Source organism: Microbulbifer sp. ABM4_008 (assembly GCF_056311705.1).
Genome location: NZ_CM149970.1, coordinates 244,597 through 269,878, shown reverse-complemented (window position 1 = coordinate 269,878; position 25,282 = coordinate 244,597). Strand labels below are relative to the sequence as shown.

Here is a 25,282-nt window from a genome sequence, read left to right as displayed (position 1 = left end):
CTTAGTATCGAAAAGACACTATTAACTTAGTTGGTGTCCTTTAGACAATAATTGGCAAGGCCCGCACTGGAGAGACCGGTGCTAACAACTACTCACGGAGGATTTCCGCGATGAACCAGTACAACCCAATCCTGAATGTCGACAGCTATAAAACCAGCCACTACCTTCAGTACCCAGAGGGAACCCAGTATGTCAGCAGCTATATCGAGAGCCGGGGCGGCCAGTTCAAAGAGGCTGTTTTCTTTGGCCTACAGGCATTTATCAAGCAGTACCTGACTACCCCGATCAACGCAGAGCACATCGAAGAGGCAGAGGAGCTCTGTCTGGCCCATGGCCTGCCATTTAATCGCGAGGGATGGGAATACATTCTCCAGGAGCATCAGGGTTACCTGCCCATTGAGATTCAAGCAGTTCCCGAGGGCAGCGTTATCCCGACTAGGAATGTCTTAGTCCAAGTAGTCAATACAGACCCCAAGTGCTTCTGGCTAACCAGCTATATCGAAACCGCCCTGCTGCGCGCAATTTGGTACCCCACCACAGTTGCCACCCAAAGCCGGGAAGCCAAAAAGGTCATTCAACGATATTTACTGGAAACTGCTGAGGGCCTCGACTCACTGCCCTTCAAGCTACATGACTTTGGCGCACGCGGTGCTAGCAGCGAAGAGACAGCTGCGATTGGGGGCCTGGCCCACCTGGTAAATTTCCAAGGCACAGACACCATTGCCGCCGTACTCGCCGGCCGCCGCTACTACGCAGCCCCAATGGCCGGATTTTCAATACCCGCTGCAGAGCACAGCACCATGACCAGTTGGGGGCGCGAGCAGGAAGCCAAAGCCTATGAAAATATGCTGACGCAATTCAGCGGTGACAACAGTCTGGTCGCCGTAGTGAGTGACAGCTACGATCTTTGGAGTGCAATCGAGAATATCTGGGGCGGTGAATTAAAAGAGAGGGTAGAAAATAATGGCGGCACCCTGGTAATTCGCCCGGATAGCGGCGATCCCGTTGATATAGTCACTCAGACTATTGAGCGCTTGATGAGAATATTCGGAGCGACCATTAATAGTAAAGGTTTCCGAGTACTTCCGGACTTTATTCGGGTGATCCAGGGTGACGGGATTTCTCTACATACCATTGAGGGTATCCTCAGCGCAATGAAGGCCAGAAAACAGAGCGCTGAAAATATTAGCTTCGGTATGGGAGGTGAGCTTTTACAAAAAGTTAACCGAGATACCATGAGGTTCGCCATGAAAGCCAGTGCGGTTCGAGTCGATGGCCTATGGCGGGATGTTTACAAAGACCCCGCCACCGATAGCGGTAAGCGCTCCAAGAGAGGGCGCTTGGCATTAATAAATCGTACTGACGGAACGCCCTACACTATTCGTGAGCAAGATATTGGCGGCCGTAATAATCTGCTAAAAACCGTATACCGCAACGGAAAGTTACTTATAGAACAAGACTTGGAAACTATTCGAGAACGGGCTGTTATTGTTGAAGGTAGAGATGTATTGGCTGTTGCCAGTTAATATTAATTAATCGGTAATCCTTTAGGGGGCTTTGATGTTATTGGAAATTGCAGTTGGAGATGCCTACGGAGCCGGATTTGAGTTTTGTAGCCGTGAGATTATTAACAATAACAATCATACTAACGGGTATATCTCTCATCCCCTTGGCATCAAACCCGGTTGTTATACCGACGATACTCAGATGAGCTTGGCTATTGCTGAGCTCCTTCTTGAGAATTCGAATCCCCAAGAGTCGGACTTTGCACAAGCTTTTATCCACGCTTATAAGCGTGATCCTCGCCTTGGATATGCATCAGGCTTTCAAAGCCTTCTCGATAGCTGTGAAACTGGAAAGGATCTAACTCGCAAGATAAGGCCTCACAGCAAACGTAACGGTGCAGCAATGCGCTCAGTACCCCTTGGGCTTATTCCCGATATTGATCAACTACTAACAGTGGCTAAATGCCAAGCTAGCGTTACGCACAATACCGAAGAGGGGATCTTATCTGCTCAAGCAGTTGCCCTAATGGCACATCTATTAATCTACCAAAAATCAACTCTAATTGAGTTGCCCAAGCTTATTGAGAAAAAGCTCAACCTAAAATTAATAGGAAGCTGGTCTGGCAAGGTCAACTGTGATGCCTTAGAAACCTTGGCTGCGGTAAATATAGCACTACAAAGTAATCGAGACTTCCTTGGACTATTGAAGACCTGTATAGATTTTGGTGGTGATACTGATAGTGTCGCCGCAATTGCCTGCGGGCTTGCAGCACTTACCAGAGAGTACGATTTGGAACTTCCTTTCAGTTTACTCTCTGGCCTGGAAAATAGTACTTATGGATACCAATACTTGATTGAGCTAGATAAAAAATTAGTTAACAATTTTTTATCTTAAGAAGCGAAACTATTTTTCAGTTAAAGCTCTAAATTTCTTATAAATTTATGATCAGCGGAGCTTTCACTCAAACGATAGAGCGCTGCAGGCCGACCTTTTTCAGAACGTTTTTCACCAGTATCTACTAACAAATTTGCCTGCTCAATTCGCCTGCGAAATGATTTTTTCTGTATTGGTTTACCAATTATTGCCTCATGTACATGCTGCAACTCTGGCAAGGTAAAAGTTTCCGGTAATGCAAATGCAGGCACAATAGTATAGAGCGCTTTTTGAACCAAACGCTCATGGGCACGACTAATAATTTCCTGATGATCAAAAGCCAGAGATAATTGAGATATCTGAGAGTAAGGCAACCAGTCCACACTCGATACGGTATCGATTGCACTTGCACAGCGCTGGTGGGCAATCAAGGCAGTATAGGCAACCGATATCGACCATCCGCGCTTGTCTCGGCTAGATCCACCAAAGGTATAAAGCTGCTCTAAATAGGGAGGTATAACTGATGTCTTTTCTTTTAGCTTTCGGTTAACCGCCGCCTCCAGACTATTATCTTCGGTTTCAGAGACAAATCCTCCAGGCAAAGCCCACTTTCCTTTCTCTGGGTGAGCCGAGCGCTTAACCAATAACACCTTGAGAAAGCCTTCGTGATAGGTAAATAGAACTGCATCCACAGTAACTAAAGGAGCGTCAAAGTTACGCTTCTCATAGCGAGCTATATAGTCTTTTTCATTCATAGGGAGAGACAAGTATCATTTAGACACTTAGTGTAACTCGAAGGTATTGGTGGGATAAAGTTATTTACTTTCAGATAATTCTGAGCCGTCAATTTCCTCTTGTAGCTTTTCCAAGTCGTCCAGAATTCTCAGGAATTTCTGTCCAAATTCTGTAACGTTATATTCCACACGGGGAGGAATCTCTGCATAGCTGATCCGCTCCAGTATCCCGAACTCCATATTTCTTCGTAAACATTCATTCAGGACCTTGGTAGTCAAACCCTCAACGCTGCGAACCATCTCCCCCGGTCGATTTACCCCTCCAGCCAGAAGCTGATAGACAGTAAGGGACCATTTACAGCCATAGATAGTCTCAACCATTCTGGCACTTCTCTTGGGCGGGCGCTTTCGCGTGAGCATGTTTTTCTCTGATTTCATCAATACTTACCAAAAAGTAACTAGTGCACCATTTTGTGCTTACTTTTCAACCTATCCGATTCTTTTCTAAACTCCACTCACGTAATGAGCATATCTCAGTGAGGAAATAATATGAGTGACTCCACTAAAAGACCAGATTCTACTGAACAAAAAGAAGTTGCCTTAATCGTTGGTGGTTCCAGTGGTATGGGACTCGCCATTGCAAACCTACTGGTGAAACAGGGAATCCACACAGTTATTATTGGCAATAATCTCAACAAACTTGAAAGAGCCCACAACGAATTAACTCAGATGGGCTCTGCAGAAGCACTTCAGGCAGACCTCTATCAACAGGCTGATATCAGCGATATTATCGAATATATAAAATCCAGCAATCATCATTTTAAATACCTGGTAAACGCCGCTGGATATTTTAATCCTACTGCATTTCTTGAACATACTCGGGAAGACTACGACACTTATCTCGACCTCAACCGTGCCACCTTCTTTATTAGCCAGGCCGTAACAAGAAACATGGTAGACAACGGCGGAGGGAGTGTAGTGAATATTGGCTCCATGTGGGCCAAGCAATCCGTAAAGGCGACACCCTCCTCAGCCTATTCAATGGCCAAAGCCGGTTTACATTCGCTCACCCAACATATGGCGATGGAACTGGCCGATCACAAAATTCGTGTTAATGCAGTATCCCCTGCGGTGGTTAAGACGCCTATCTATGAGTCCTTTATCGATTCGGGGGAAATAGACCAAGCACTTGCTTCCTTCGATAACTTTCACCCTATTGGCAGAATTGGTACCCCCCAGGACATCGCTGGTGTCGTAGATTTTCTTTTAAGCGACAAAGCAAGTTGGGTAACTGGAGCCATTTGGGACGTTGATGGCGGGGTAATTGCTGGGAGAAACTAGAATACCAAAACGCCCGGATAGAAGTATTTTATTCGGGCTCAATTTAGAGAAATTCCTGCACTGCAGCTCCTGCTAAAGAATTGTTATTTTACCTTTTATTTAAATATCCAGAGTAAACCATCAAAACCATCTAAAGTAGAAAATTAAATCCTAAGACATGACCAATCGCTTGTGCAACAAAATACCACTCACTATAAGGTATTTTACAGCATCAACAACATTCTGATCGGCTTGCAATAAGCTATCACTCTTCTCAAAAAATCTAATTGCCTTCTTATGGTCCAAAAACGGCATATCCAAAGTTGCACGGCTATGAACAATATCCTTCATATATTCATAAAGTTTCCTGTTTTTCTTATCCGTAAGTGGTGGAGTCCAAAGAGGCTGTTTTTGCTTCTTGTATACTTGCTCTGTTAACACAGGTTTCATGGCTTCTCTGAGTATATATTTCTCCGTTAACCCGCGAATCTTGTATTTATCCGGCAATACTGAGACATACTCAACCAGGTGATGATCCAGAAAAGGTAGGCGCCCTTCGATAGAGTGAGCCATTTCTGTTCTATCCCCCATCATTGTAAGAACATAGTGGGGCAGCATAGACTTGGTAAAGGTATATAGACTTTTTGATAAAATGGACCTGTTCTTAACCGAAAAGGCACCTCCCAAGTGTTCCAACAGAGTTTCTGCAGGCTGTAAGTTCTGTATATACTCGGCATAACCCTCACAAAACAATGGGAATATCTTTGTGCCCATATCCATAAAGCTCTGCATCCAGTTTGGAAAGAAGCCAAGGGCTGACTTCACCACCTGTGACTGATGCATTCTTGTAGAGGCCATAAAAACGCCTTCGGAAACAGGATCACCAGACTGCAATTTCTGCAAGATAGCTTGCTTTTCTTTTTTTGGAATTGCATCTAAATAATTTTCGATAAAATCTTGCCTGAACCAACCGTAACCAGCAAATACTTCATCTGCTCCATCCCCAGTAAGAACCACTTTATAACCGTGCTCTCGAACAACTCGGCTTAGAACATATTTAGTGATAGCGTTACCGTTAAAGAACATTTTTTCGCCGGTATAAGCAGTATCCTCAAAGCAAGAGATCAGTGTGTCACTATCAATTTCAACAGGGTGATAATTACTTCCCAAGTAATCAGTCATGGATTTTGCGTTAGAGGACTCATCATAGGCCGGATGATCAAAAGATAAGGTGAATGCATCGATCGGCTTATCCACCATACCTTGCGCTATACCAAGCACGGAAGAGGCATCTATGCCACCACTCAAATAGCAGGCAACAGGTACATCAGCTTTGAGCCTTAACTTAATCGATTCAGAGAAGCGCTCGCGCACCTCACTAATAACCTCTTTCTCATCGAAAACATTACTTCTTTGTTCCGCAATAGTGGGGAAGTGTAAATTCCAATAAAGATGAGTCGAAAATTGTAGATTATCCAAATAGGCCAAACCATAATGACCAGGAGGAAGCTCATGAATATTGTTAAATAAGCTAGAGGCTGGAGCATGCAAGAAGCTAATTTCTTGCCAAAAAGTATGTGGATTCCAATCTATCGGCAAGCCAAGCGCTTTGAAGGCCTTAACTTCTGATGCAAAACACAAGCATCCATCTGCCCAGTAATAAAAAAGAGGTTTTATTCCAAATCTATCTCGAGCAGAAAATATTAAGTTTTTTCTTTTATCGTAAAGTACGAAAGAAAATTCTCCTCGAAGATAGTCCAAGCAATAAACGCCAAACTCTTGATATAGGCCGATAAGTATTTCACTATCCGATTGTGTAAGAAAACGATAGTTCCGCCTTATCAAATCATCTTTTATCTCTAAATAATTATAAAATTCACCATTAACAATGCAGACTACCTCTCCATCATCACTCAATAGTGGCTGCTGACCACCTTCCAAGTCAATAATACTTAGGCGCTTATGAGCCAGCCAGGCCCGTCCATCTCCTGATGACCAGAACCCTTCACCATCAGGCCCTCGATGGGAAAGGGTCTGTAATGCTCGATAAATCTGTTCCCGGTTGTATACAACGGTATTTGAAAATACAGCTAGCAGCCCACACATTTTGCTGCCTCCCCAATATCGATAGAAGGACTGCCTCAGATTAGCAAAAAAGTACTTCGCGCCATCTACTCAAAAAAAAGCGAACAAATACTTATGCATTAAAGAATTGAACTAGAGATAAGTATGAGATTAAAATTTATAACCAAACTCACATTTCACTAGCTGAGCTTGATTACAAGCTCAGACTTAAAGAGAGTTATAAATTTTAAAGATATCATTTTCTTTCACTATCCAGCTAAGCTTTAGCTAAAACTCTAGATATATTGCTGCTCTAGGAAAATCTTTTGATTTACCTGAGCAACCTAAAATCTTTACTTAGAATAAAGATCTCTAAAATTTACATTGTACGTATTCCATTCGGTCTAGATTAATGATAACAATACCATTTAAACTCAAACAACTAACTTTATACGTAAATACAAATTATACAGCCCAATCAATAAATATAAACCGCTCCTGAAGAATAAGCTTCATTGTTCTCAGGGCTTGCGAGTAAACCACTATCGGCACTTCCTTCACCGTTCGCCCCTACTGCTAAACTAGCTCCATCTCCACTTAGCGCAACAGAGCCACCAAATTTGTCTCCCGAGTCTGTGTTGCTCGCCTTAATATAAGCCTCACTAGACCAGTCTACGCCATTAAATATATAGGTATAAACTGCTCCTGCTTTATTTGAAGATTCGTCTGTACTATCTCCGAACAATCCTTGGCTATAGCTTTTCTCTCCCCATGCTCCCACGGCGATAAAACTGCCATCATTACTCAGGTTTACCGCCTCTCCAAAGTAAGCCGATACATGAGGATTGGAAGCTTTCAAATAGGCAGTTTGCTCCCAAGCGTTTTCTTTTCGAGAAAAAATGTAGACAGCGCCACTGTTAGATCCACTTTGTAATGGGGCGCCAACTGCTAGAGTTTGCCCATTACCACTTAAATTGAGCGCAAATCCAAACCAATCACTAGCGACAGGATTACTAGCCGATATCTTGCTATCTTCTACCCAAGATTCACCATCCAACTGATATAGATAAACGGAACCTGCCTCTGCATTGTCAGTATAAGCCCCAACTGCGAATGAAGCCCCGGCATCATCAAGGCTTATCGAAGAGCCAAAACCTAACCCCTCAGAACTATCAGTAGCCTTAATCTAGGCATGCTGTGACCAACCTCCCTCCTCATTACGGAACACATATACCGCTCCAGAATCTTCAATAGAATCGCCATCAAGACCATGATCTTCACTGGGTGCGGTTACTGCTAAAGTAGAACCATTCCCACTAAGGCTAAGGGCATAGCCAAATAGGTCATTATTTCCTTGATTGTCTGCTTGAAGTCGGGCGCTATGGACCCAACCTTCATTACTTCGGGAAAAAATATGAACAGCACCCGCAGAAAAATTATCATTTTCCCCGTTCTCCTTGAATGCCCCTACTGCAAGCGTAAAACCATCATCGCTAAGGCTCAATGCAGTTCCAAACTCTGCAGCTTCTTGAGGATCTGGAGACTTAAGATAGGCTTGCTGTGTCCATTCGCCATCTTCCCGACTAAAAATATAAACTGCACCTGAATCAGGTGTCAGGTTATCCTCTTGGTCACCACCGCTATCTTCGCGAGGAGCACCTACTGCAAGCAGGTTGCCATCATCGCTAATTGCTAGATTCCAACCAAACTGATCGTCAGCATCCGTATTACTGGGTTTAAAATAACCGATACTACCTATCACATCCTGATCAATCGCTACCGCATCAGAATCGATACATCTCTGATCATCGCAGGCTTGCAATAAGTATTGGGCATTAAGCTTTTTGAATAAAGGCACCACTAATTCAATGCGCTCTTCTTTTGGCGCAATGGGATTTCCAATAGGTTCAAACCCAGAGTGCCCATCAGCATTTTCAAATAACTGATAATAAGTTGCCCCAGAAACATCGCTCCAGCGAAAGGTTAGCGTTTTAGGTTTCTCATAATGGACCGCCATCGTAGCAGCTGTAAGCTCGCCACCTGTGTCTGGATCATCTCCCCCGCTCGAAGATCCATTACAACCTGAAAGATATACACTGAACATCAAGATTACTAGGTTAATATTAAATTTCACTATATGCTTTCCTTATAGGTCATCGTATCATTTTTCAAAACTATCTTATCCTTATCCCTTAATTAGATATGATTTTTATTGTCAACACGAAAATACAGAATATTCTCGCATCGCCTTAGCACTAAAATATTTCCAACAAGAACCACTGCAAGAAGTAAAATTCGAATGAACTTCGAATATATCCGTAAATAAACGTCTCCTTTTATAGACTTAGGTCTGATTCTCTTTTAGAGCCTTGACAGGATTAAGGGCTCAGACTGCTTTATTAATTTGCCAATTAAGACTTAGAAGTTCATTCTTGAATTCACAATAGCTAATTAACCAGTATGAAAAAACATAAAAACATAAAAAGCAAACACTCAGACGAGCAGACATTATTATGTATATTTTATTTATTCAGCAGCCGGCAGCAATAACTACTAAACAAAGTGTAAAACACTTATCAACGCCTATACTATTTACCTTTTATTATTGAGTTTGCGCCAATCATCCTGCACACCAAATGGAGCGGCCGACCAATACAAAATCAATAGCAATGCCTATAAACATAACCTATTAATTTAACCTATAAACTATCACCTTTCACATTACAGCCGAGACTTTATAAGGCACTCATAATGAAACTGCCACCTAAACATTCTGATACTTTTAAGCAGCCTACAAGATTCAACTGACAGAGTGAACTTTTTTTAATAAATATATTTTTACCCTCCAAATTAGAACAACAGGCCCAACTAAAAGTCTTTAATGGCTAGACATCTGTCCGAACTTGAGGGTACGTTTTCATAAAGAAATGTGACTAAAAATTTCTTAGCAAACAAAAATACGAATAGCTTTTAGAAATTTTAAGCCAGATACCCCATATAATTACACAAAATAAATCGATAATGAGATGACAGCTTAACAATTTTCGGACATCAAAATTAAGAGATGTGAGCTTCCGCCCATTTAGATAATAGAGTAATATTTTTATCGTATCTCATACTTTTTATATATGAAAGCAGTTTAGAAACGTGTGGCAGTCATTTCTTGTAAAAAAAATCTGTGAGTATTCCAATATTTATTTGGAGCTCAAGCTATTAGATACTCAACTACTCTTCCAGCTCGCTCTGCACGTAATTTTCGAATCGACAGCCTCATCCTGGATTTACTAAGGAATCTCTGAATAACTCCCATGGCCTCACAATATTCATTCATTATATATTTTGGGTTGACTATCGGTTATACAAGCTCCTGTTGGCACTTGGAGAGAGAAAACACCTCTTTCACAACTTGATCATTATTGATCTTGTTGAGTGTAATGCTACCAGCAGCCAAATTTAATATGACTACTCCTATTACAACAGCTAGATAAATTACCGCCCTATTAAGGCATGATTTAATATTAACCTTTGGAATCACTCCTATTACTAATTGAATTTGGTAAAACCAAATCTACTGGTTTTCTTGAATTAACATAATCACGGAATTCAGGAGCCACATATTCAGAACGCAACTCCCATATCCTTTTAAAAGGGCTCATTGATAAATATGCAGTATATTGACGAGTCATTGAATCCCAAATAGTAAAATCCAACCTGTTTGCCTTATATTGGAAATAGGCCTCTTCCCAGATTTTAAAAAAACGATATACAAAACCAATGATCCTTAAAGTATCGGCACTCGACAAAGAATCAAAATCCTTCATCGCCTTCGCAAAGATGTCCGCCATTGGTCCGTCACAAATTGCTGCCACAGCTTCTCGATGAGCAATGGATATCTCATGCATAGACGCAATCTTCGATTCTTTATTCTGAACTCTTATTAAAGCGGCAAGATAGACTAAAGATGCGACAACCGCAAAGGCACCAACAAGCTCACCAACGGCACTTAATGTATCCCACAACATACTCAAAATTTAATCTCGTCAAGCAGGAATTAATTATATAACTTTTGATGCTGTCGCTTTAGACTTTCAAAATACCCAACACTGCTAGTCTTACTATTGAGACATTATATAGGCACTTGTCACATAGTGCTTATTTCATCTTTAAAAAGTTTAGACTATAGGTAATTAGAAAATGACAAAATAGTAAACCCAATAGAATGGATTGATTTGTGCACTTCTTTTTTATCGAAAATATCACATAGATGCTAAGGCTATATATTTTCGTATCAATGAAATTGTCTGTTTTAAATAAGTATAATTCTAAAACAAGAAATTTAAACTAAAGGAATTAAATAATATCCAGCTGAATTAGCATCCATTAAGTTGAATAACTGATACAATTTCTGAAAGAGAGATAGAGCCCCTCAAAAAGAAGAGCGCTCCATATTAATCATATGCACTGATCTGTTGCCTTAGTACACTAAGGCAACACCAGTATCTATGTTAGAAAGCTAAGAGCTTAACCCACTTCGGCCAGATTTCCTTTACTTTCCAGCCATTGCTTGCGGTCGCCAGCGCGCTTCTTAGCCAGGAGCATATCCAAAAGCTGATTGCTATCATCGCCTGAATCGATATAAAGCTGTACCAGACGACGAGTATTGGGGTCCATCGTAGTTTCACGCAATTGCATAGGATTCATTTCTCCCAATCCCTTAAATCGGGTTACCTGAATCTTGCCCTTTTTCTTTTCCGCACTGATACGATCGAGAATGCCCTGTTTCTCAGATTCATCCAGTGCATAGTAAACGTCTTTACCGATATCAATTCGGAACAGTGGTGGCATTGCCACATAGACATGACCGTTAGTGACCAACGGCCGGAAATGACGCAAGAAAAGCGCGCATAACAGCGTGGCAATGTGCAGGCCGTCCGAGTCGGCATCGGCGAGGATACAGATTTTGTTGTAACGCAAGCCTTCCAGGTTATCGCTGCCCGGGTCCACACCGAGGGCTACAGCGATATCATGCACCTCCTGGCTAGCGAGAATTTCCCCTGAGTCAACTTCCCAGGTATTCAGGATTTTACCGCGCAGAGGCATGATAGCCTGGAACTCCCGGTCTCGCGCCTGCTTGGCGGAGCCACCAGCTGAATCCCCCTCCACCAGAAAGAGTTCGGAGCGCGTGGTATCGCCACTGGAGCAGTCTGCCAGTTTGCCAGGTAAGGCCGGTCCCTGAGTAACTTTTTTACGTGCAACTTTTTTCGCGGAGCGCATGCGCTTCTGTGCATTGCCAATACACAGTTCCGCCAGTTTATCGCCCTCTTCCGTATGCTGGTTCAGCCACAAGCTGAATGCATCTTTGGCGACACCGGAAATAAATGCGGTCGCTTCACGGGAGGAAAGTCTTTCTTTTGTCTGGCCCGAGAATTGGGGATCAGCCAGTTTGGCAGAGAGAACGTAAGAACACTGGCTCCAAATATCTTCTGGTCCCAATTTAATTCCGCGCGGTAGCAGATTGCGGATTTCACAGTATTCGCGCATTGCTTCCAGCAGGCCGGCCCGCAAACCGTTAACATGGGTACCGCCCTGGGCGGTGGGAATCAGGTTTACGTAGGATTCAGCGGTGACCTCTCCGCCCTCTGGCAACCATTGGACCGCCCAGTCTGCCGCCTCAGTGGTAGCTGCAAAACTACCTACAAATGGTTCTGCTGGCAGTACTTCCCAGCCCTGATTTGCAGCGGCCAAATAGTCCTTGAGGCCATCTTCGTAATACCACTCATCGGACTCGCCATCCTGCTCATTGATAAACGTAACCGTGAGACCCGGGCAGAGAACCGCCTTGGCACGCAGAAGATGTCGCAAGCGCACCACTGAAAATTTGGCGGAATCAAAATACTTGGGGTCAGGTAAGAAGCGAACACTGGTGCCTGTTGTGCGCTTGCCGCACTCACCTACTACTTCCAGGTCGGAGGCCTTTTCTCCATCCTTAAAGCCAATGCGATGAACTTTGCCATCTCGCTGGATAGTAACCTCCAGTACTTTTGAGAGGGCATTAACCACCGAAACACCAACACCGTGAAGGCCGCCGGAGAATTGGTAATTGTCATTGGAAAACTTACCGCCGGCGTGCAGAGTGGAGAGGATAACCTCTACACCAGGCCGTCCCTGCTCGGGGTGGATATCGACAGGCATACCGCGGCCGTTGTCGCTGACAGAAAGCGAGTGGTCCTTGTGTAACACCACTTCAATTTTCTTGGCATGTCCGGCCAGGGCTTCGTCGACACTGTTGTCGATTACCTCCTGAGCCAGGTGATTTGGGCGTGCGGTATCGGTATACATCCCGGGGCGCTTACGCACCGGATCTAGTCCCGTGAGTACCTCAATATCTTCGGCGGAATAATTAGCCATAATTCTTATTGATTACTGCTCGTTAAATAGAAATTCGGTGATAGGGTCGCAATAGCGTGCGAACTCCTGAAAACTATGATCGCCACCGTCTTCAATGGTCTGGCGTTGCCCTTGGTAGAAATCCTGCGCATCGCGATAATCCAGAACTTCATCCCCGCGCTGGGCGAGTAACCAGTAGCGACTCTGTAACGGCTTCTCCAATTCAGCCTGTACCCGCTGCATGGCATCTACATCAACCTGGGTAAGACGGAATTCCTCTTCTTCACCGCTATAGGGTTTTAAAACCTTCCCCACATAGGCTGGAATAAAGCGCGCGGGGCGCACTGCGGGATTTATCAGTACAGCGGGCAATCGGAAGCGCTCACCAAGGTAAGTGCACCAAAATCCCCCCATAGAACTCCCTACCAGTCCAATGGGCCCCCTATCGGACTGCCGAAGGAGATCCTCCACAAGAGCCACCAAAGATTTCTGCGCCTCCTCTGTATAGGGAGGAATCTGCGGTGCACAGAAGGTAACATGCGGGTATTGGGCCTGGAGCCGTTCTCGCATCAACTGGCATTTGAAGGACTGTGGTGATGAAAGGAAGCCGTGCAGATATATCAGCACCGGCCTTCCCTGAAGATCATTAGTTTGCATAGGCGGTGATTATAGCGCCCATATCGTCAATCGGGGGCGCTATGTAACCAGAAGCCTCAAACCGTGTGGGAATCACAGCAATGTGCGATTCAAACTGGCAAAGGCCCGCCCCATATCTACACGCATATCAGACCAGAAAGTAACACTGGTAAAGCGCTCCATGCGCCCACCCGGGCCATAGGCACCAAAGTTCTCACCGATATCGCGGCGATCCCGGAAGCGCATCACTGCATTGCCCTCTCGATCATAAAGAGTTCCAACCAGTACCCCATAGGCACTCTGCTCGGTGTAGACGCGCCAGGTCCAGGGAGAGGGGTCCAGTGGCGCAGCTACCGAAAATTTCTCCAGGGATAAGGACAATGTGTAATCTGCCTCTTCCTGCTCCTCTGCTACCACGCTGTTACGCGGTTCGAGAAACTTCTCGGCAAACGTTTTGACCAACAGTGCATTCATCTGCTGTAGGTCCCTATCATCCAGCTCGTAATCTTTCTCTCTGTAGCGGGTGCGCGGCAACGAAGAAAAACGCTTGGTGTAGTCAATTTGCACAGGGGCAATAAACACTTTGGAGCCGCTCATATCAAAAGCAAAGGCTGCGGCAACTTCATCCAGCGAGCTGGATCTGGGAACCAAACCTTGGCTATCCTCCTGTTCAGCCAACTTTGAGTCCCCCACCTTACTGGGATCATGAGCACAGGCACCGACTAATAACGCCAAGCCAATGAGCGGTAAAACAAATATTCTGTTCATTATTATTCCTCACTTCCCGATGTTATCCACTTAGCGGACGGAGTAGCTGCAAAATACGCATGAAATGAGGGGCAGTAGCGCAAATAAAACCCCAGTACCTATTAGCGTATTTTATCAACTGTCAAATACTACTATTGATTCTGGTATGCCCCATTAAACAAATATCATCAATGATCATAAGTCTGGGGAAATTTCATTGTACGGTCAGAAGACAAAAAAGATAATGGTAAGTTCGTAAAGGGAGGCTTTACAAATAAAGGCGAGCTAGAAACTCTCAAATAAAACGATAGAAATCCCACAAAGTGGGACTTCAAAAAAGCAGGCACACCTCAAGGAGAAGTGACTCAGTAGCCGGAAGATGCAAAATCGACAGAGTATTTTGAAACCTCAACCCGTTCGACCCCGGTTTTATAGCTACCGTCATCATATAAATCGAACCAACGATATCCCGGCATCTCGTCGTCTACAGCAAAAGGCCCACTACCCGGAGTAAATTGTACAGATGTGGAAGGTGTCGCATGTAAGCCGACCCGACCCTCATGATTATCAAACTGCTGGTGTACATGGCCCCACACGAGCGCTTTGACTTGGGGCGCTTTGGATACCATTTGCAAGAGTTGCTCACGTCCATCGCGCAGCATATGGCCATCAATCCACTTACTACCCACCTGTACCGGCTGGTGGTGCATCATGATCATTACCGGGTGTTCCCGGGTTTCCCAAAGCAGCAGCTGCAAACGCTCAAGCTGAGCTTCGCTGAGACCGCCACATATCTGGTTTTCAACACTGGTATCGAGAAGCAAGAGGCGCCAATTTCCTAGGGCAACCACTTCTGTACAGCGTTGTGGGGCCAGCTGTTTCATACGAGAGCTTAAGTCGTGATTCCCCGGTAGCCAGTACCAAGGTTTCTGCACCCTGCGCATTTTCTGAAGAAACCGGCGGTAAGAGGCCTCGGCCCCATTCGCGCTAATATCTCCTGTCGCCACCAGCAGCTGCGCTGCCTGCTGCCTGGAAACGATTGCGGACAGTACCTCATCCAAAGTATGACCGGTATCCAAACCCAGTAGTTGATAATCCGGCCGGCTGCCAATGTGTGGGTCTGTTATTTGGATCAGACGATATGAATTGGTCTTATCGGACCTGCTAGGCTCATTGTGCTCGCGAATCACTTGCTCACCTTGTAATCACATCCATGTGTTCTACCGCAGAATTAAATTTTTCGGCCATCCAGCACTAATTGAAATTCTGCGCGACCATTTGCAAGACAGTACTCAAGCCACTCACCGAGAAAACGGTTGGCCTGAGGCCTCTCATCTGCGCGCTGCATACGGGAATTTGGGTAAGCGATATCCACTCCTTTACCACCTACCGGTCCACAGCCATTAACTGCTATCACCTCTGCCATCCGCGCATCGTGATAGAGACGAGCGGTCAGGTTGGGAGATGCCAGCCAGTGGCTTTCACTGAGATTTACCTCTGCGTCCAGTGACACTTCTGTGGTGTACCTGGATCTCGCTACCACTCTCAGCTTTAAGCTGCCACCAGGGATTTGATAGCACCATTGCTCTCTCTCTGAAAGCTCAGGTAGCAGCCTCAGTAGACGTAGGTAGTTAGCGTCGCAGTCGGCATGATAAGACGGTAAATCGACGCGATATACTGCTTTACCGTTGCCATTTGGCGACATTTTCATCTGCCTGCGCTGGCGCGCACCTACCTCACGTACTAGAGCCATTATCAACACTCCAATTCATTTGCCGCCGTGACTTACATCTCAGTTTACCTTTTGTGCGGGTAAAGTAGCGCAAAGAGCTGTGACCGCTCAGGAGGGTGGCGTCATATGAGTAAACTGCTTCCGATTTAACTCTAGCCACTGCACCGAAATCAGTGTGGTGGCATTGTCTATCGGGTTTTCTCCCGGGCCGTAATTCCCCCGCATCGCATCTACGACGTTCTGCCTCGGGAATACCCGCAAACGGATATCCTCATTTTCCTCAGCCAAGCCGAATACGCCCTCGGCCTGCTCCAAATCTACCAGGGCACAATACAGATGTATCCGCTCCGAGCTGCCCCCTGGGCTGGGGATATAACTGTGGATAAAATGCAGGGCGTCCACAGTACATCCAGACTCTTCCAACACCTCTCTGCGCGCTACATCCTCCAGACTCTCCCCTTTCTCCACCATACCGGCTACCACTTCAAGACACCAAGGCCCTGCTGGGCGCCCCAGGGCACCAGTGCGGAATTGCTCGGTAAGTGCCAACAGGTCCCTGACAGGATCGTAAAGTAAGACTCCAACGGCCTCTCCGCGCTGAAACAGTTCCCGCTCTATTTCATTGCTCCAACCCCCGCGAAACAAGCGGTGACGCAATCGCAGGCGCACCATAGTGAAAAATCCCTTAAACACGGTTTCCCTGGAAATTATGTCTACCGAATCAGCGGTGAACTCCGGGTTTAAATCAGTTCGACTGTTATCTTGTGGCATGGTTCGTCTTTCCCTAGGTTTCGGTTTTGCCGCGCTGCTTCCGCGACAAGACCGGGGTACCAGCTGTTATACTCTGCGCCCACCGTACCAGCCGCTGACTGCAGAGGCTATCCGGGTTTCCGTGTTGAATTTCGAGAGTACACAACATGAGAGTGCTGAATATCGCCTATCAGCAGCTACGGCGCTATGGCAAGACAAGGGTTAGCTGGGCACAAAAGCTCACCTTCGGCCTGATTAAAAATGACCACTACACCCAAGTGTTCAGCGACCGCGATATCGCCGCATTTGAGGCACCCTTTGGTATTCGCGACCTGGGTGTAAAAAAGGCGAACCGACGCTTGATGGAAACTGTCGAGGCCTTTGAGCCAGACCTGATCATCGCAGGCCACTGCGATATGATCACTAACGACACCCTGAAGGCCATTAAGCAACGCCTGCCCAATTGCTTTATCGCTCACTGCAATAATGATCCCCTCTTTGTTCCCAGCAATGTCGAGCGAATCAAATACCGCGCAGAAGTCGCCGATGCAGTTTTTGTATCCACCGGGCGAAGAGAACTGAAAATATTTGAGGGCTTTGGTGCTCGTGTTTATCACATGCCGAACCCGGTTGAACCCTCGATTGAAAACCTCAATAACGCTGAACGCACAGATTTAGCCATCGACCTGCTTTTCTGTAGTAACAGCAATAATTTCACCAAGCGTCTGCAAATGGTTAAAAACCTGAAAGATGCCTTGGGGGATTCACTGAACTTTAAAACCTATGGCAGCTTCGGCGAGGCTCCCGTTTGGGGCCGCGACTACGACCACGCTCTATCTCAAACCAAAATGGGACTGAATTTCAATCGCCAGGATACCCATTACTGGTACTCCTCAGCACGCATGGCGCAGTTGGCGGGCAACGGTATTTTGCAGTTCACCAGTGATAAATTACATTTTGACGACTTGTTGCCTGCTGAGAGCGTCGTTTATTTCTCCGATGAGCAGGACCTATTAGAAAAAATCCGCGAATTTAACGGTGACGATGCCAAGCGACGCGCCTGGGCCGCACGGGCCAGGGAGTTTTTCCACAATGAAATGAACTCGAAGCTCTACGCTCAGTACATTGTCGAAGCCACAAGCTTACAGCCTTTTAGCCACGACTATGCTTGGGCTCAAGATATCAATCTGGATGGCACACTCAGGTAGTGTTACGCCCACTCTATTCGATCAGATGCAATAGATTATGAGTAATAACCCAATTCGAGTCGCACAGATACTCGCCGGTGCTGAGCACGGTGGTGCTGAGAATTTCTTTGTGCGTCTCGTCAGTGGATTAAATCCCCGCAGCGAAATTACAGAAAAAGCGTTTATTCGCAACCACGATCACCGGGTACAGGCACTGCGTAGCAACAGTGTTGAAACCGAAGGTTTTAAATTTGGTGGCAAGCTGGATTTTCTCGGCCGAAAAAAATACCGGGATGCCCTGAACCAATGGCAACCGGATATCGTGATGACTTGGATGGGACGTGCCACTTCAATCACCCCCAACTCTGAAAAATACCGATTGGTAAGCCGCCTAGGGCACTATTACAACCTGAAGTATTACCGTCACGCAGATTATTGGATCGGCATCAGCAAAGGTATCTGCCAGCATTTAAGGGACGGAGGCATCCCCAAGGATAAGATTTTCCATATCCCCAATTTTGCCGATGAGACACCAGTTAATCCGCTGCCTAGAAATAGCTTCAATACTTCGGAAGACCGGCCCCTGATACTGGCTGCAGGCCGCCTGCATATCAATAAAGGGTTCGACACCCTCCTGCATTCACTCACCCAGGTACCCAACGCCACTCTGTGGCTTGCAGGTAGTGGCCCTGAGGAGAGCAAGTTGAAATCCCTGTGCCACCGACTCGGCCTGGAAGAGCGGGTTCGCTTCCTCGGTTGGCGCAATGATGTCACCACCCTGATGCGCACTGCGGATATGTTCGTGTGCCCTTCTCGACATGAGGGCCTGGGCTCTATTGTGATGGAGTCCTGGGCCCATCGCTGCCCTATAGTAGCGACAGACTCTCAGGGCCCTGGAGAAGTGATTACCAATGGCAAAACCGGTCTGATTACCCCTATCGATAATGCCGATGAACTGGCCAAAGCCATGAAGTCCGTTATCGAGTCGCCGGAATTGCGCCAAAGCCTGATCGAAAATGCGGCCGAGGAGTACGCAACGACTTATGCGAAACAGGTTATCGTCGACTCCTATATCGATCTATACGAAAACCTGATGAAGAAAGGGCGCTAGCGGTGAATGGCAGCCACCGAATACCCGGTGGCTGCTAAATCGTATTTTTCGTTTCGTGCCAAATCGTACTTATTGATAGGCCGGGGGCAAATCCCGCAAAAGAGCGCTAACCCCATTGGCGATCAGTCGTTGACGCTGCTCAATACTATCGGGGCGTGTTAACAATTCGCTGGCTCTCCCCCCCCAAATCACAGCCCCGCCCGGGCGCCCAATACCCACACTCATAATCACCAAGGGGGCATCTGTCAGGGGCGGTAGTTCCACCACATCCTGTGGCGCATTGCTATCAAACTGTTTGTCCCAGCTGGGATCCCGGGTATCACCGGAGAAAAACTCATCGACTACCGCAACCTGGTAATCCACCACCATATCCGCATCTTGGTCCTGGGAGACTTGGCGATATCCTCGTTGCTGTAACTCTGCGGCAACGGTATCCCGCATTTCTTCATCCAACTCCACCAGCTGGGCAGAGGCATCTTCTGAGCCACTCAACGGCGCTACCCCCCATTTATACGTGGCAAAGGCAACCGGTGGCTCCCCGGTAGCGGCTTTTTCAACCTGTATCTCCTGGCAACCCGCCAATACCAAGATACTCAGCAAGCCTGTTAATAAATAGCGCATAAAAACTCCTACATTCCCGTACTTATTTTACTGGTTCGACCGTGCCGTAAAGTTCTATCTTAGGACTCCAGGTATACCACTTGGGTTCAGCTTTCGGGTAGAGAGGGAAATGGCTGCCCGACTCCACTTCAAATCCCATAAAAGGGGCTTCTGGCGTGGCAAATGCGATCCCCCCCTGCAACAGGGCCTGAGCCGATTCTGTGTTGATATTAAGCCCACTTTTCAGACCGAAATTCACATCGACGCCACTGGCATTCCAAAACACCGTGTACTCTCGCACCAGGGGCTGGTATTGGGGTTCGATATGAACATAGATATACACTCGATCAGCATACTCCCCCAAGGAAAAACCTGTAACCTCTCCCACTTTTACCTGGCGATAATAAACCGGACTCCCTGCTACCAGAGATCCTCGCCTCGCAGCATCCAGGATAATTCCCAGTCCAGGGCGAGTAAAAGTTTCTGCAAGATCCTCTTCCGGTGCCTGTTCCAAAGCGTAAAACTTTGTCTGTGGATCTCCTAAGCCAGGCTCAAGCGCCAGGTAGCGCCCTGTAATCAGGGTATCCAAATGGGCAATCTTATCGATGCTAATTTGCGGGGAAACCACCCATATACGTGTGCCCTCCCGAGCAAACTGCTCTCCGCGATGATAAAGCTTGGCCCTGGCCCACACCTCGCCCAAAGAGCGATCGAGTCTCAGGCGAGTAATCTCTCCAACTTGTACCCCGCGGTAGCGCAGCGGTGCTCCAACTCTCAGCCCCTCGGCACTGACAAGGCTGACTTGAATTTGTATTCCCCCCTCCATAGCCGCTTCCCGACTGCTGAAAAGAGGGAACTGGTCTCCATTTTTTGCCTGCCCGCCTTTTCCAAGGTCTTCCCGGCGTATGCCAAAGGCGATACCGCCACGCAGAAGTGACATCAGCGAATCTGCCTCCACTTCCACCCCCTCGGTCAAGCTTGCTGTAGCCCGCAATCCGCTCACATTCCAGAACCGAACGCCTTCCTGCACAAAGTGGGCATAGCGGGGCTCTATCACCACATAAACCTCTACCCCCTCGCCATCCCTACGCAATTCCATTCCCTGCACTTTTCCTACCTCTATACGGCGAAAATAAACCGGCGCGCCCCGCTGCAAAGACCCGGGATTGCGTGAAGTGAGGCGTAAATGCAGCCCCGGCACACGGGGGTCCATCGGTGGCGCAGAGGTTCGCGCAGTGAAATTGCGCTGGGAGCGCTGTCCTTTGCGCAAATCTACTTCTATGCGATTACCTTGGATTAAATCGTTTAGTCCGCCAGTAAAATCGAAGCTCGGGGGGGCTAGCCAAAAACGGGTATTTTCGGTGAGCAATTCATCCGTTGTCGGATCCATCAGAACTTTGACTTCCATACCATTCAAACGGCGGTTTGCCTTGGTCCCACTGACTTCCCCTACCTGGATGCCCTGATAGTAAACCTTCGTAGAATCCGGAGTAACATTCACCCCCTGATCGAAATTTAATGTCACAGGAATTCCCGCATCTGCTGCGGCAAAATTTTTATATAACTCAAACTCACTACCATTTACAGCGAGTGGAGACTGACGTTGATTTTCCGGGGTATAAAAACTTACGCCTCCGGCAAAAAGTGCTGCCAGGGATTCTAAATTGACACTGATACCGCTAATACCGCCTTCGATAGAGATCCCTGAACTATTCCAAAAGCGGCTGCCCCGATGAACCAGGTAGGCATATTCCCGGCGAATGAATAATTCGATACTGACTTCAGTTCCGTTTCGATCCAAACGGTAATCCGCTACCTGACCGACTCGCAACTGACGATAATATACTGGCGATCCTCGACTTAAAGAGCCCAAGCGACGGGACTGCAAAACAACACGCAAACCATCCCCACGGATAAATGCAGGAGGCTGATCCAGGGCAACAAAGTTGCGCTTGCGCTTTCCACTACCTGATTCAACGGCAATGTAATTGCCTGAAAGTAGAGTTTCCAAGCCGCTAATACCGGTAATAGATAACTCGGGTTTTACTACCCAAAACTCAGTGCCCTCTACCAATAAATATTCTGCACTGCGATTTAAACTAACTTCGGCCAGAACGCCATCGGCTCCATTCAGCTCTTTCGCATTAGGTACAAGGCGCACATCCTGGACCATACCAATATCGACCCCGGAATATTTGACCACCGTTTTTCCTTTTACCAGGCCGTCGCCAGAATGAAATAAAATAGTGGCTTTAACGTCTCCCTCTGACAAATCCTGATAGAGCAACCAGAGAGCAATCAGCCCCGCGATCAAAGGTAAAATCCACACTAGGGGTAACCCCCTGCTTGCGCGCACTACTCCCCGCTGAGCGCCTCCATCCAAGCAAGACGCATCACTCGTATCCTGCGGGGGCAGCTCATCAGCCATTTTCTGCGGCGCTCCTATGAGCCGTTTCTGGCTCTACTGCAGACTCATATAAATCTCCGTCATAGGCATCCCAAATTAAACGGGAATCGAAAGTTCGTGCCGCCAACATGGTTACCACTACCACAGAGGCAAAAGCTGTCGCACCAGCTCCAGCAGTTACCTGGGAAATAAATCCCATATCCACTAGCGACACCAAAATTGAAATCATAAATAAGTCTAAGAGTGACCAGCGCCCGATGCCGGAAACTACTCGATATATTTTCATGGACTGAATGGGGTCGAAGGACAGGCGCAACTGAATTTGGATCAGGAGCAATCCCAATCCCAGTAGCTTCATCACAGGAACTGCAATACTGGCAACAAAGACAATTAAAGCTATTCCCCACATTCCCGAGTTATAGAGTTGCATGACCCCGCTAATGATAGTGCTGGGATCACCGGCACCTAAATAAACTACCGTCATTATCGGTAACACATTGGCAGGTAAAAGCAATAAAGTGCCAGTAATCGTCAGAGCCCAAGTTAACATTAAGCTTCCTTCGATTCTGCTGTGTACTCTCGCTCCACAGCGCGGACATCGGCAACGACCATTTTGGGGAAGAATAATTAATTGATGACAGCACAGGCAGCTGGTTAAGCCATTTTTTAAACCTTTATTTGGTACGCTATTCACAAGCTTGTCCCTTAAGCGCACGACGCTGTGCTAAGCGGTGCCAAATTGCTGTTTGGTCAAAACTCAGGGAAGAGAGATTTGCCAGTAGCATCATGGCACCAAAACAGTACAGACCAGGTTCTACCTCCATCTTGCCCAAGTCCCGTAATTTAATCAGGGCTACCAAAATTCCGAGCATATAGACATCGAGCATGCCCCACTCTTTTAAGTGCTGGTAAAAACGAACAGCATTGGATACCGGCCGGTCAAGCCAGGCCCAAGCACTGCCCCAACAAATAAATAACAACAGGGCAAATTTACCTACCGGAGCCAGAACGCTACAGAAAAGCACCAGCGCCGAGAGCCAAATAAACCCCGCCTTGAAAAGAGAGTAAACGCCATTAAGCAAGGTACTTTCTGCACCAAATGAGAACAGGGAAAAATCGAGCAATGGCAAGCTAACAGAGGGAATAAACAGTAATAGGCCGGTTAGACTGAGAGCCAGAGTGTAGTAAATACTATGATTGCCATTGCGATGCAAAGTACAGCGACATCGTGGGCAAATTAGCTTTTGTCCCGGGGGCGCCAAGCCGCCGGTTAAAAGTAGATCGCATTCGTGACAGACCCTCTGCCAATCGGTCAGCACTGCGTTGCGCTCCTCATTCATGGACAGTCAGTCCTTGCCTTATTCTGCACAATTTTTGCCGCATCCAAATGCTTATGAGGCGCGTCTATTGAAATATAGGCCCTCAACCTTATTCAATGGGCCCTAGTTATTGCCAAGAAATTACCGATAAACGCACATAGGTGTCGGTTTAACGAAGATATAGCAAAAAGCCGATTGCCGTCTCGACGGTCGGTTTGACCCCGGGTAAACTCTCGCGACTGCTATTGGGGAGACTGGCAATACTAGTAATAACCGCAAGCTGGAGCCCTCTATATCCCCACTACATGACACCAGCTCCAAATAACTTGCAAAAGCTTGAAGACCGTACCCTCCACAGGAAGTCGAAACAGATGAAAAGAAGTAACCGCACAGAGCCGCAAGGCCGCAAGTTGCGTCCGCTGAAAAAACTAATCGCCGCTACGCTGCTGGGCCTGGGCGCCATGCAGGCGCAAGCCGACACCCTGTGGGATATCTATACACAGGCCCTGGAGAATGACCCTCAACTAGCAGCTGATCGCGCTGCTTACCACGCGGGTATCGAGGCCAAATATCAATTCCGCGCATTCCTACTTCCTCAGGTAAATGCTACTTTCGAAGCCGCTAGAACTCACTCTGATAGCAGCCGGAATTCTGCTCAGTTACTGGATTTGAGTGAAGAGAACGACGACAGTGATGTCCAACTAGTGGATTTTAGAAGCCAAACTAGCAATTCCTTACAGGAAAGAACCTATAGTGCCAACCTGACCCAGGCCATTTTTGACGCCCCTGCCTGGTTCGATTATCAACAGGGCAAGAGATTAACAGAGCAGGCGACAGCAGAATTCAGTGCTAACCAGCAAGAAATGATGATTCGTGTCGCCACCGCCTACTTTGATGTATTGCGTGCTTATGACGTCCTCGAGGCAGCTACTGCCGAAGAGCAAGCCCTGGCCAAACAGCTGGAACAGACGCAACAGCGCTTCGAAGTCGGTCTAACAGCAATTACTGATGTCTACGACTCCCAGGCCGCTTATGACAGTTCTGTTGCCCGGCGCTTAACAGCTCAAGACAACCTCCTCAGTAACTTTGATGCTCTATCTGTACTGACCGGAGGCTACCATGATCAAGTAGCTCCTCTGGTAGATGACTTCCAAGTAGCTCCGCCGGTGCCTTCAGATCGCGCCGATTGGGTTGAGTTTGCCCTCGCCAACAATTTTGTCCTTAAAGCTGCACGGCTTGGTGCCGATGCCGCCCGCTATAACGCTCGGGCAGAAGCCAGTGAACACCTACCCACCGTCACTGGCTCACTTTCTTATAATAAACTGACTCAAGATGGTAACGAGAAAAATCGATTCAGCGACATAACAGGCAGCCAATTTGTGCGTTACCCGCAAGATATTGACCAATGGGGAACAAGTGCAGGGGTAACTGTAAACGTGCCCATCTTTACTGGTGGCCTTCTCAGTGCCAACCGTCGCCAGGCTAGAAACCAAGCCTTCCAGGCCCAGGACCTCAGCATTCTTGCAGAGAGAGATACCATACAAACCACGCGCACCTTGCACCGTGCTGTTGTCACCGATGTATCGAGAGTAGCAGCACGTGAGCAAGCCGTCGTTTCTGCCAAGAGTGCATTGGATGCGACTCAGGCGGGATACGAAGTAGGCACCCGAAATATTGTAGATGTGCTCCTGGCTCAGCGGACCCTGTTCGATTCACAAACTGACTACGCCAACTCGCTGTACGACTACATTCTAAACTCACTGAGCTTGAAGCAGGCTGCAGGACTCTTATCTCCTAAAGACCTTCAGGATCTGGATATGATGCTGAACCCTGCAAGTAACGTCTCTCGCGTGGAGGAAACTGGCGGTACCAGCCTTCCAGCACCTTCGAAGTAACTGCGTATACGCGT

The 25,282-nt window shown here is 47.0% G+C and carries 22 protein-coding genes; 6 read left to right on the top strand and 16 right to left on the bottom strand.

The annotated features are described in order from the left end of the window. Positions 1 to 110 precede the first annotated feature (110 nt). Both ACYX4J_RS01235 and ACYX4J_RS01230 read left to right on the top strand, forming a co-directional pair. Positions 111 to 1,526 carry a nicotinate phosphoribosyltransferase gene (locus tag ACYX4J_RS01235; RefSeq protein ID WP_475709276.1) on the top strand — a complete coding sequence of 472 codons (1,416 nt, stop codon included), beginning with the start codon at positions 111 to 113 and terminating at the stop codon, positions 1,524 to 1,526. Positions 1,527 to 1,560: 34 nt separating this feature from the next. Then, positions 1,561 to 2,400, top strand: a complete 840-nt coding sequence (locus ACYX4J_RS01230; protein WP_475709275.1) for an ADP-ribosylglycohydrolase family protein — start codon at positions 1,561 to 1,563, stop codon at positions 2,398 to 2,400. A 20-nt stretch (positions 2,401 to 2,420) separates the two neighbouring features. Here ACYX4J_RS01230 and ACYX4J_RS01225 read toward each other — a convergent pair whose 3' ends face one another. After that, entirely contained in the window at positions 2,421 to 3,134 is a 714-nt protein-coding gene (locus tag ACYX4J_RS01225; protein WP_413663534.1) for an NUDIX hydrolase, read from the bottom strand. Positions 3,135 to 3,194: 60 nt separating this feature from the next. Beyond that, a complete protein-coding gene (locus ACYX4J_RS01220; protein ID WP_413663535.1) occupies positions 3,195 to 3,551 on the bottom strand; it encodes a winged helix-turn-helix transcriptional regulator in 357 nt (118 codons plus the stop codon). 111 nt (positions 3,552 to 3,662) lie between these two features. Here ACYX4J_RS01220 and ACYX4J_RS01215 point away from each other — a divergent pair, with 111 nt between their 5' ends. Continuing rightward, on the top strand, positions 3,663 to 4,454 hold the full coding sequence (locus ACYX4J_RS01215) for an SDR family NAD(P)-dependent oxidoreductase (protein ID WP_413663536.1): 792 nt from the start codon (positions 3,663 to 3,665) through the stop codon (positions 4,452 to 4,454). 150 nt (positions 4,455 to 4,604) lie between these two features. Here ACYX4J_RS01215 and asnB read toward each other — a convergent pair whose 3' ends face one another. The 10 genes from asnB to ACYX4J_RS01165 form a co-directional block, all read right to left on the bottom strand. Then, positions 4,605 to 6,539, bottom strand: a complete 1,935-nt coding sequence (gene asnB, locus ACYX4J_RS01210; protein WP_413663537.1) for an asparagine synthase (glutamine-hydrolyzing) — start codon at positions 6,537 to 6,539, stop codon at positions 4,605 to 4,607. A gap of 436 nt (positions 6,540 to 6,975) precedes the next feature. Further along, positions 6,976 to 7,554: an FG-GAP repeat protein gene (locus ACYX4J_RS01205; RefSeq protein WP_476177689.1), complete on the bottom strand. Its 579-nt coding sequence runs from the start codon at positions 7,552 to 7,554 to the stop codon at positions 6,976 to 6,978. Between the two features lie 129 nt (positions 7,555 to 7,683). Then, the gene (locus tag ACYX4J_RS01200) at positions 7,684 to 8,631 is read right to left on the bottom strand and encodes an FG-GAP repeat protein (protein WP_476177688.1); all 948 of its coding nucleotides are present in this window, start codon (positions 8,629 to 8,631) and stop codon (positions 7,684 to 7,686) included. A gap of 1,384 nt (positions 8,632 to 10,015) precedes the next feature. Beyond that, positions 10,016 to 10,525, bottom strand: a complete 510-nt coding sequence (locus tag ACYX4J_RS01195; protein WP_476177687.1) for a hypothetical protein — start codon at positions 10,523 to 10,525, stop codon at positions 10,016 to 10,018. A 493-nt stretch (positions 10,526 to 11,018) separates the two neighbouring features. Then, on the bottom strand, positions 11,019 to 12,905 hold the full coding sequence (gene parE / locus ACYX4J_RS01190) for a DNA topoisomerase IV subunit B (protein WP_444940595.1): 1,887 nt from the start codon (positions 12,903 to 12,905) through the stop codon (positions 11,019 to 11,021). Between the two features lie 12 nt (positions 12,906 to 12,917). Beyond that, the gene (locus ACYX4J_RS01185) at positions 12,918 to 13,511 is read right to left on the bottom strand and encodes a YqiA/YcfP family alpha/beta fold hydrolase (RefSeq protein WP_413663541.1); all 594 of its coding nucleotides are present in this window, start codon (positions 13,509 to 13,511) and stop codon (positions 12,918 to 12,920) included. A gap of 102 nt (positions 13,512 to 13,613) precedes the next feature. After that, the gene (locus ACYX4J_RS01180; RefSeq protein ID WP_444934337.1) at positions 13,614 to 14,288 is read right to left on the bottom strand and encodes a hypothetical protein; all 675 of its coding nucleotides are present in this window, start codon (positions 14,286 to 14,288) and stop codon (positions 13,614 to 13,616) included. A gap of 344 nt (positions 14,289 to 14,632) precedes the next feature. Further along, the gene (gene cpdA / locus ACYX4J_RS01175) at positions 14,633 to 15,457 is read right to left on the bottom strand and encodes a 3',5'-cyclic-AMP phosphodiesterase (protein WP_444892187.1); all 825 of its coding nucleotides are present in this window, start codon (positions 15,455 to 15,457) and stop codon (positions 14,633 to 14,635) included. Between the two features lie 41 nt (positions 15,458 to 15,498). Beyond that, positions 15,499 to 16,020: a DUF1249 domain-containing protein gene (locus ACYX4J_RS01170; RefSeq protein ID WP_413663544.1), complete on the bottom strand. Its 522-nt coding sequence runs from the start codon at positions 16,018 to 16,020 to the stop codon at positions 15,499 to 15,501. Positions 16,021 to 16,107: 87 nt separating this feature from the next. Then, positions 16,108 to 16,770 (bottom strand): NUDIX domain-containing protein, encoded by a 663-nt coding sequence (locus ACYX4J_RS01165; protein WP_445360998.1) that lies wholly within the window; start codon positions 16,768 to 16,770, stop codon positions 16,108 to 16,110. A 146-nt stretch (positions 16,771 to 16,916) separates the two neighbouring features. On the opposite strand from ACYX4J_RS01165, the gene ACYX4J_RS01160 reads away from it, so the two are divergent. After that, complete coding sequence (locus ACYX4J_RS01160) at positions 16,917 to 17,957, top strand: glycosyltransferase family protein (RefSeq protein WP_444892190.1); 1,041 nt, start codon at positions 16,917 to 16,919, stop codon at positions 17,955 to 17,957. 37 nt (positions 17,958 to 17,994) lie between these two features. Next, positions 17,995 to 19,047 (top strand): glycosyltransferase, encoded by a 1,053-nt coding sequence (locus ACYX4J_RS01155; protein WP_444895910.1) that lies wholly within the window; start codon positions 17,995 to 17,997, stop codon positions 19,045 to 19,047. A gap of 69 nt (positions 19,048 to 19,116) precedes the next feature. Here the strand turns inward: ACYX4J_RS01155 and ACYX4J_RS01150 are convergent, their stop codons facing one another. The 4 genes from ACYX4J_RS01150 to ACYX4J_RS01135 all read right to left on the bottom strand — a co-directional run bounded on the left by ACYX4J_RS01150 (position 19,117) and on the right by ACYX4J_RS01135 (position 23,394). Next, complete coding sequence (locus ACYX4J_RS01150; RefSeq protein WP_413663548.1) at positions 19,117 to 19,668, bottom strand: DUF4136 domain-containing protein; 552 nt, start codon at positions 19,666 to 19,668, stop codon at positions 19,117 to 19,119. A gap of 22 nt (positions 19,669 to 19,690) precedes the next feature. Next, positions 19,691 to 22,075 carry a PqiB family protein gene (locus ACYX4J_RS01145; RefSeq protein WP_476177686.1) on the bottom strand — a complete coding sequence of 795 codons (2,385 nt, stop codon included), beginning with the start codon at positions 22,073 to 22,075 and terminating at the stop codon, positions 19,691 to 19,693. After that, positions 22,068 to 22,604 (bottom strand): paraquat-inducible protein A, encoded by a 537-nt coding sequence (locus tag ACYX4J_RS01140; protein WP_413663550.1) that lies wholly within the window; start codon positions 22,602 to 22,604, stop codon positions 22,068 to 22,070. The genes ACYX4J_RS01145 and ACYX4J_RS01140 overlap by 8 nt, the downstream gene beginning before the upstream one ends. Before the next feature lie 136 nt (positions 22,605 to 22,740). Further along, positions 22,741 to 23,394 (bottom strand): paraquat-inducible protein A, encoded by a 654-nt coding sequence (locus tag ACYX4J_RS01135; protein WP_444918389.1) that lies wholly within the window; start codon positions 23,392 to 23,394, stop codon positions 22,741 to 22,743. Between the two features lie 350 nt (positions 23,395 to 23,744). Here ACYX4J_RS01135 and ACYX4J_RS01130 point away from each other — a divergent pair, with 350 nt between their 5' ends. After that, entirely contained in the window at positions 23,745 to 25,268 is a 1,524-nt protein-coding gene (locus tag ACYX4J_RS01130; RefSeq protein ID WP_476177685.1) for a TolC family outer membrane protein, read from the top strand. Positions 25,269 to 25,282 lie beyond the last annotated feature (14 nt).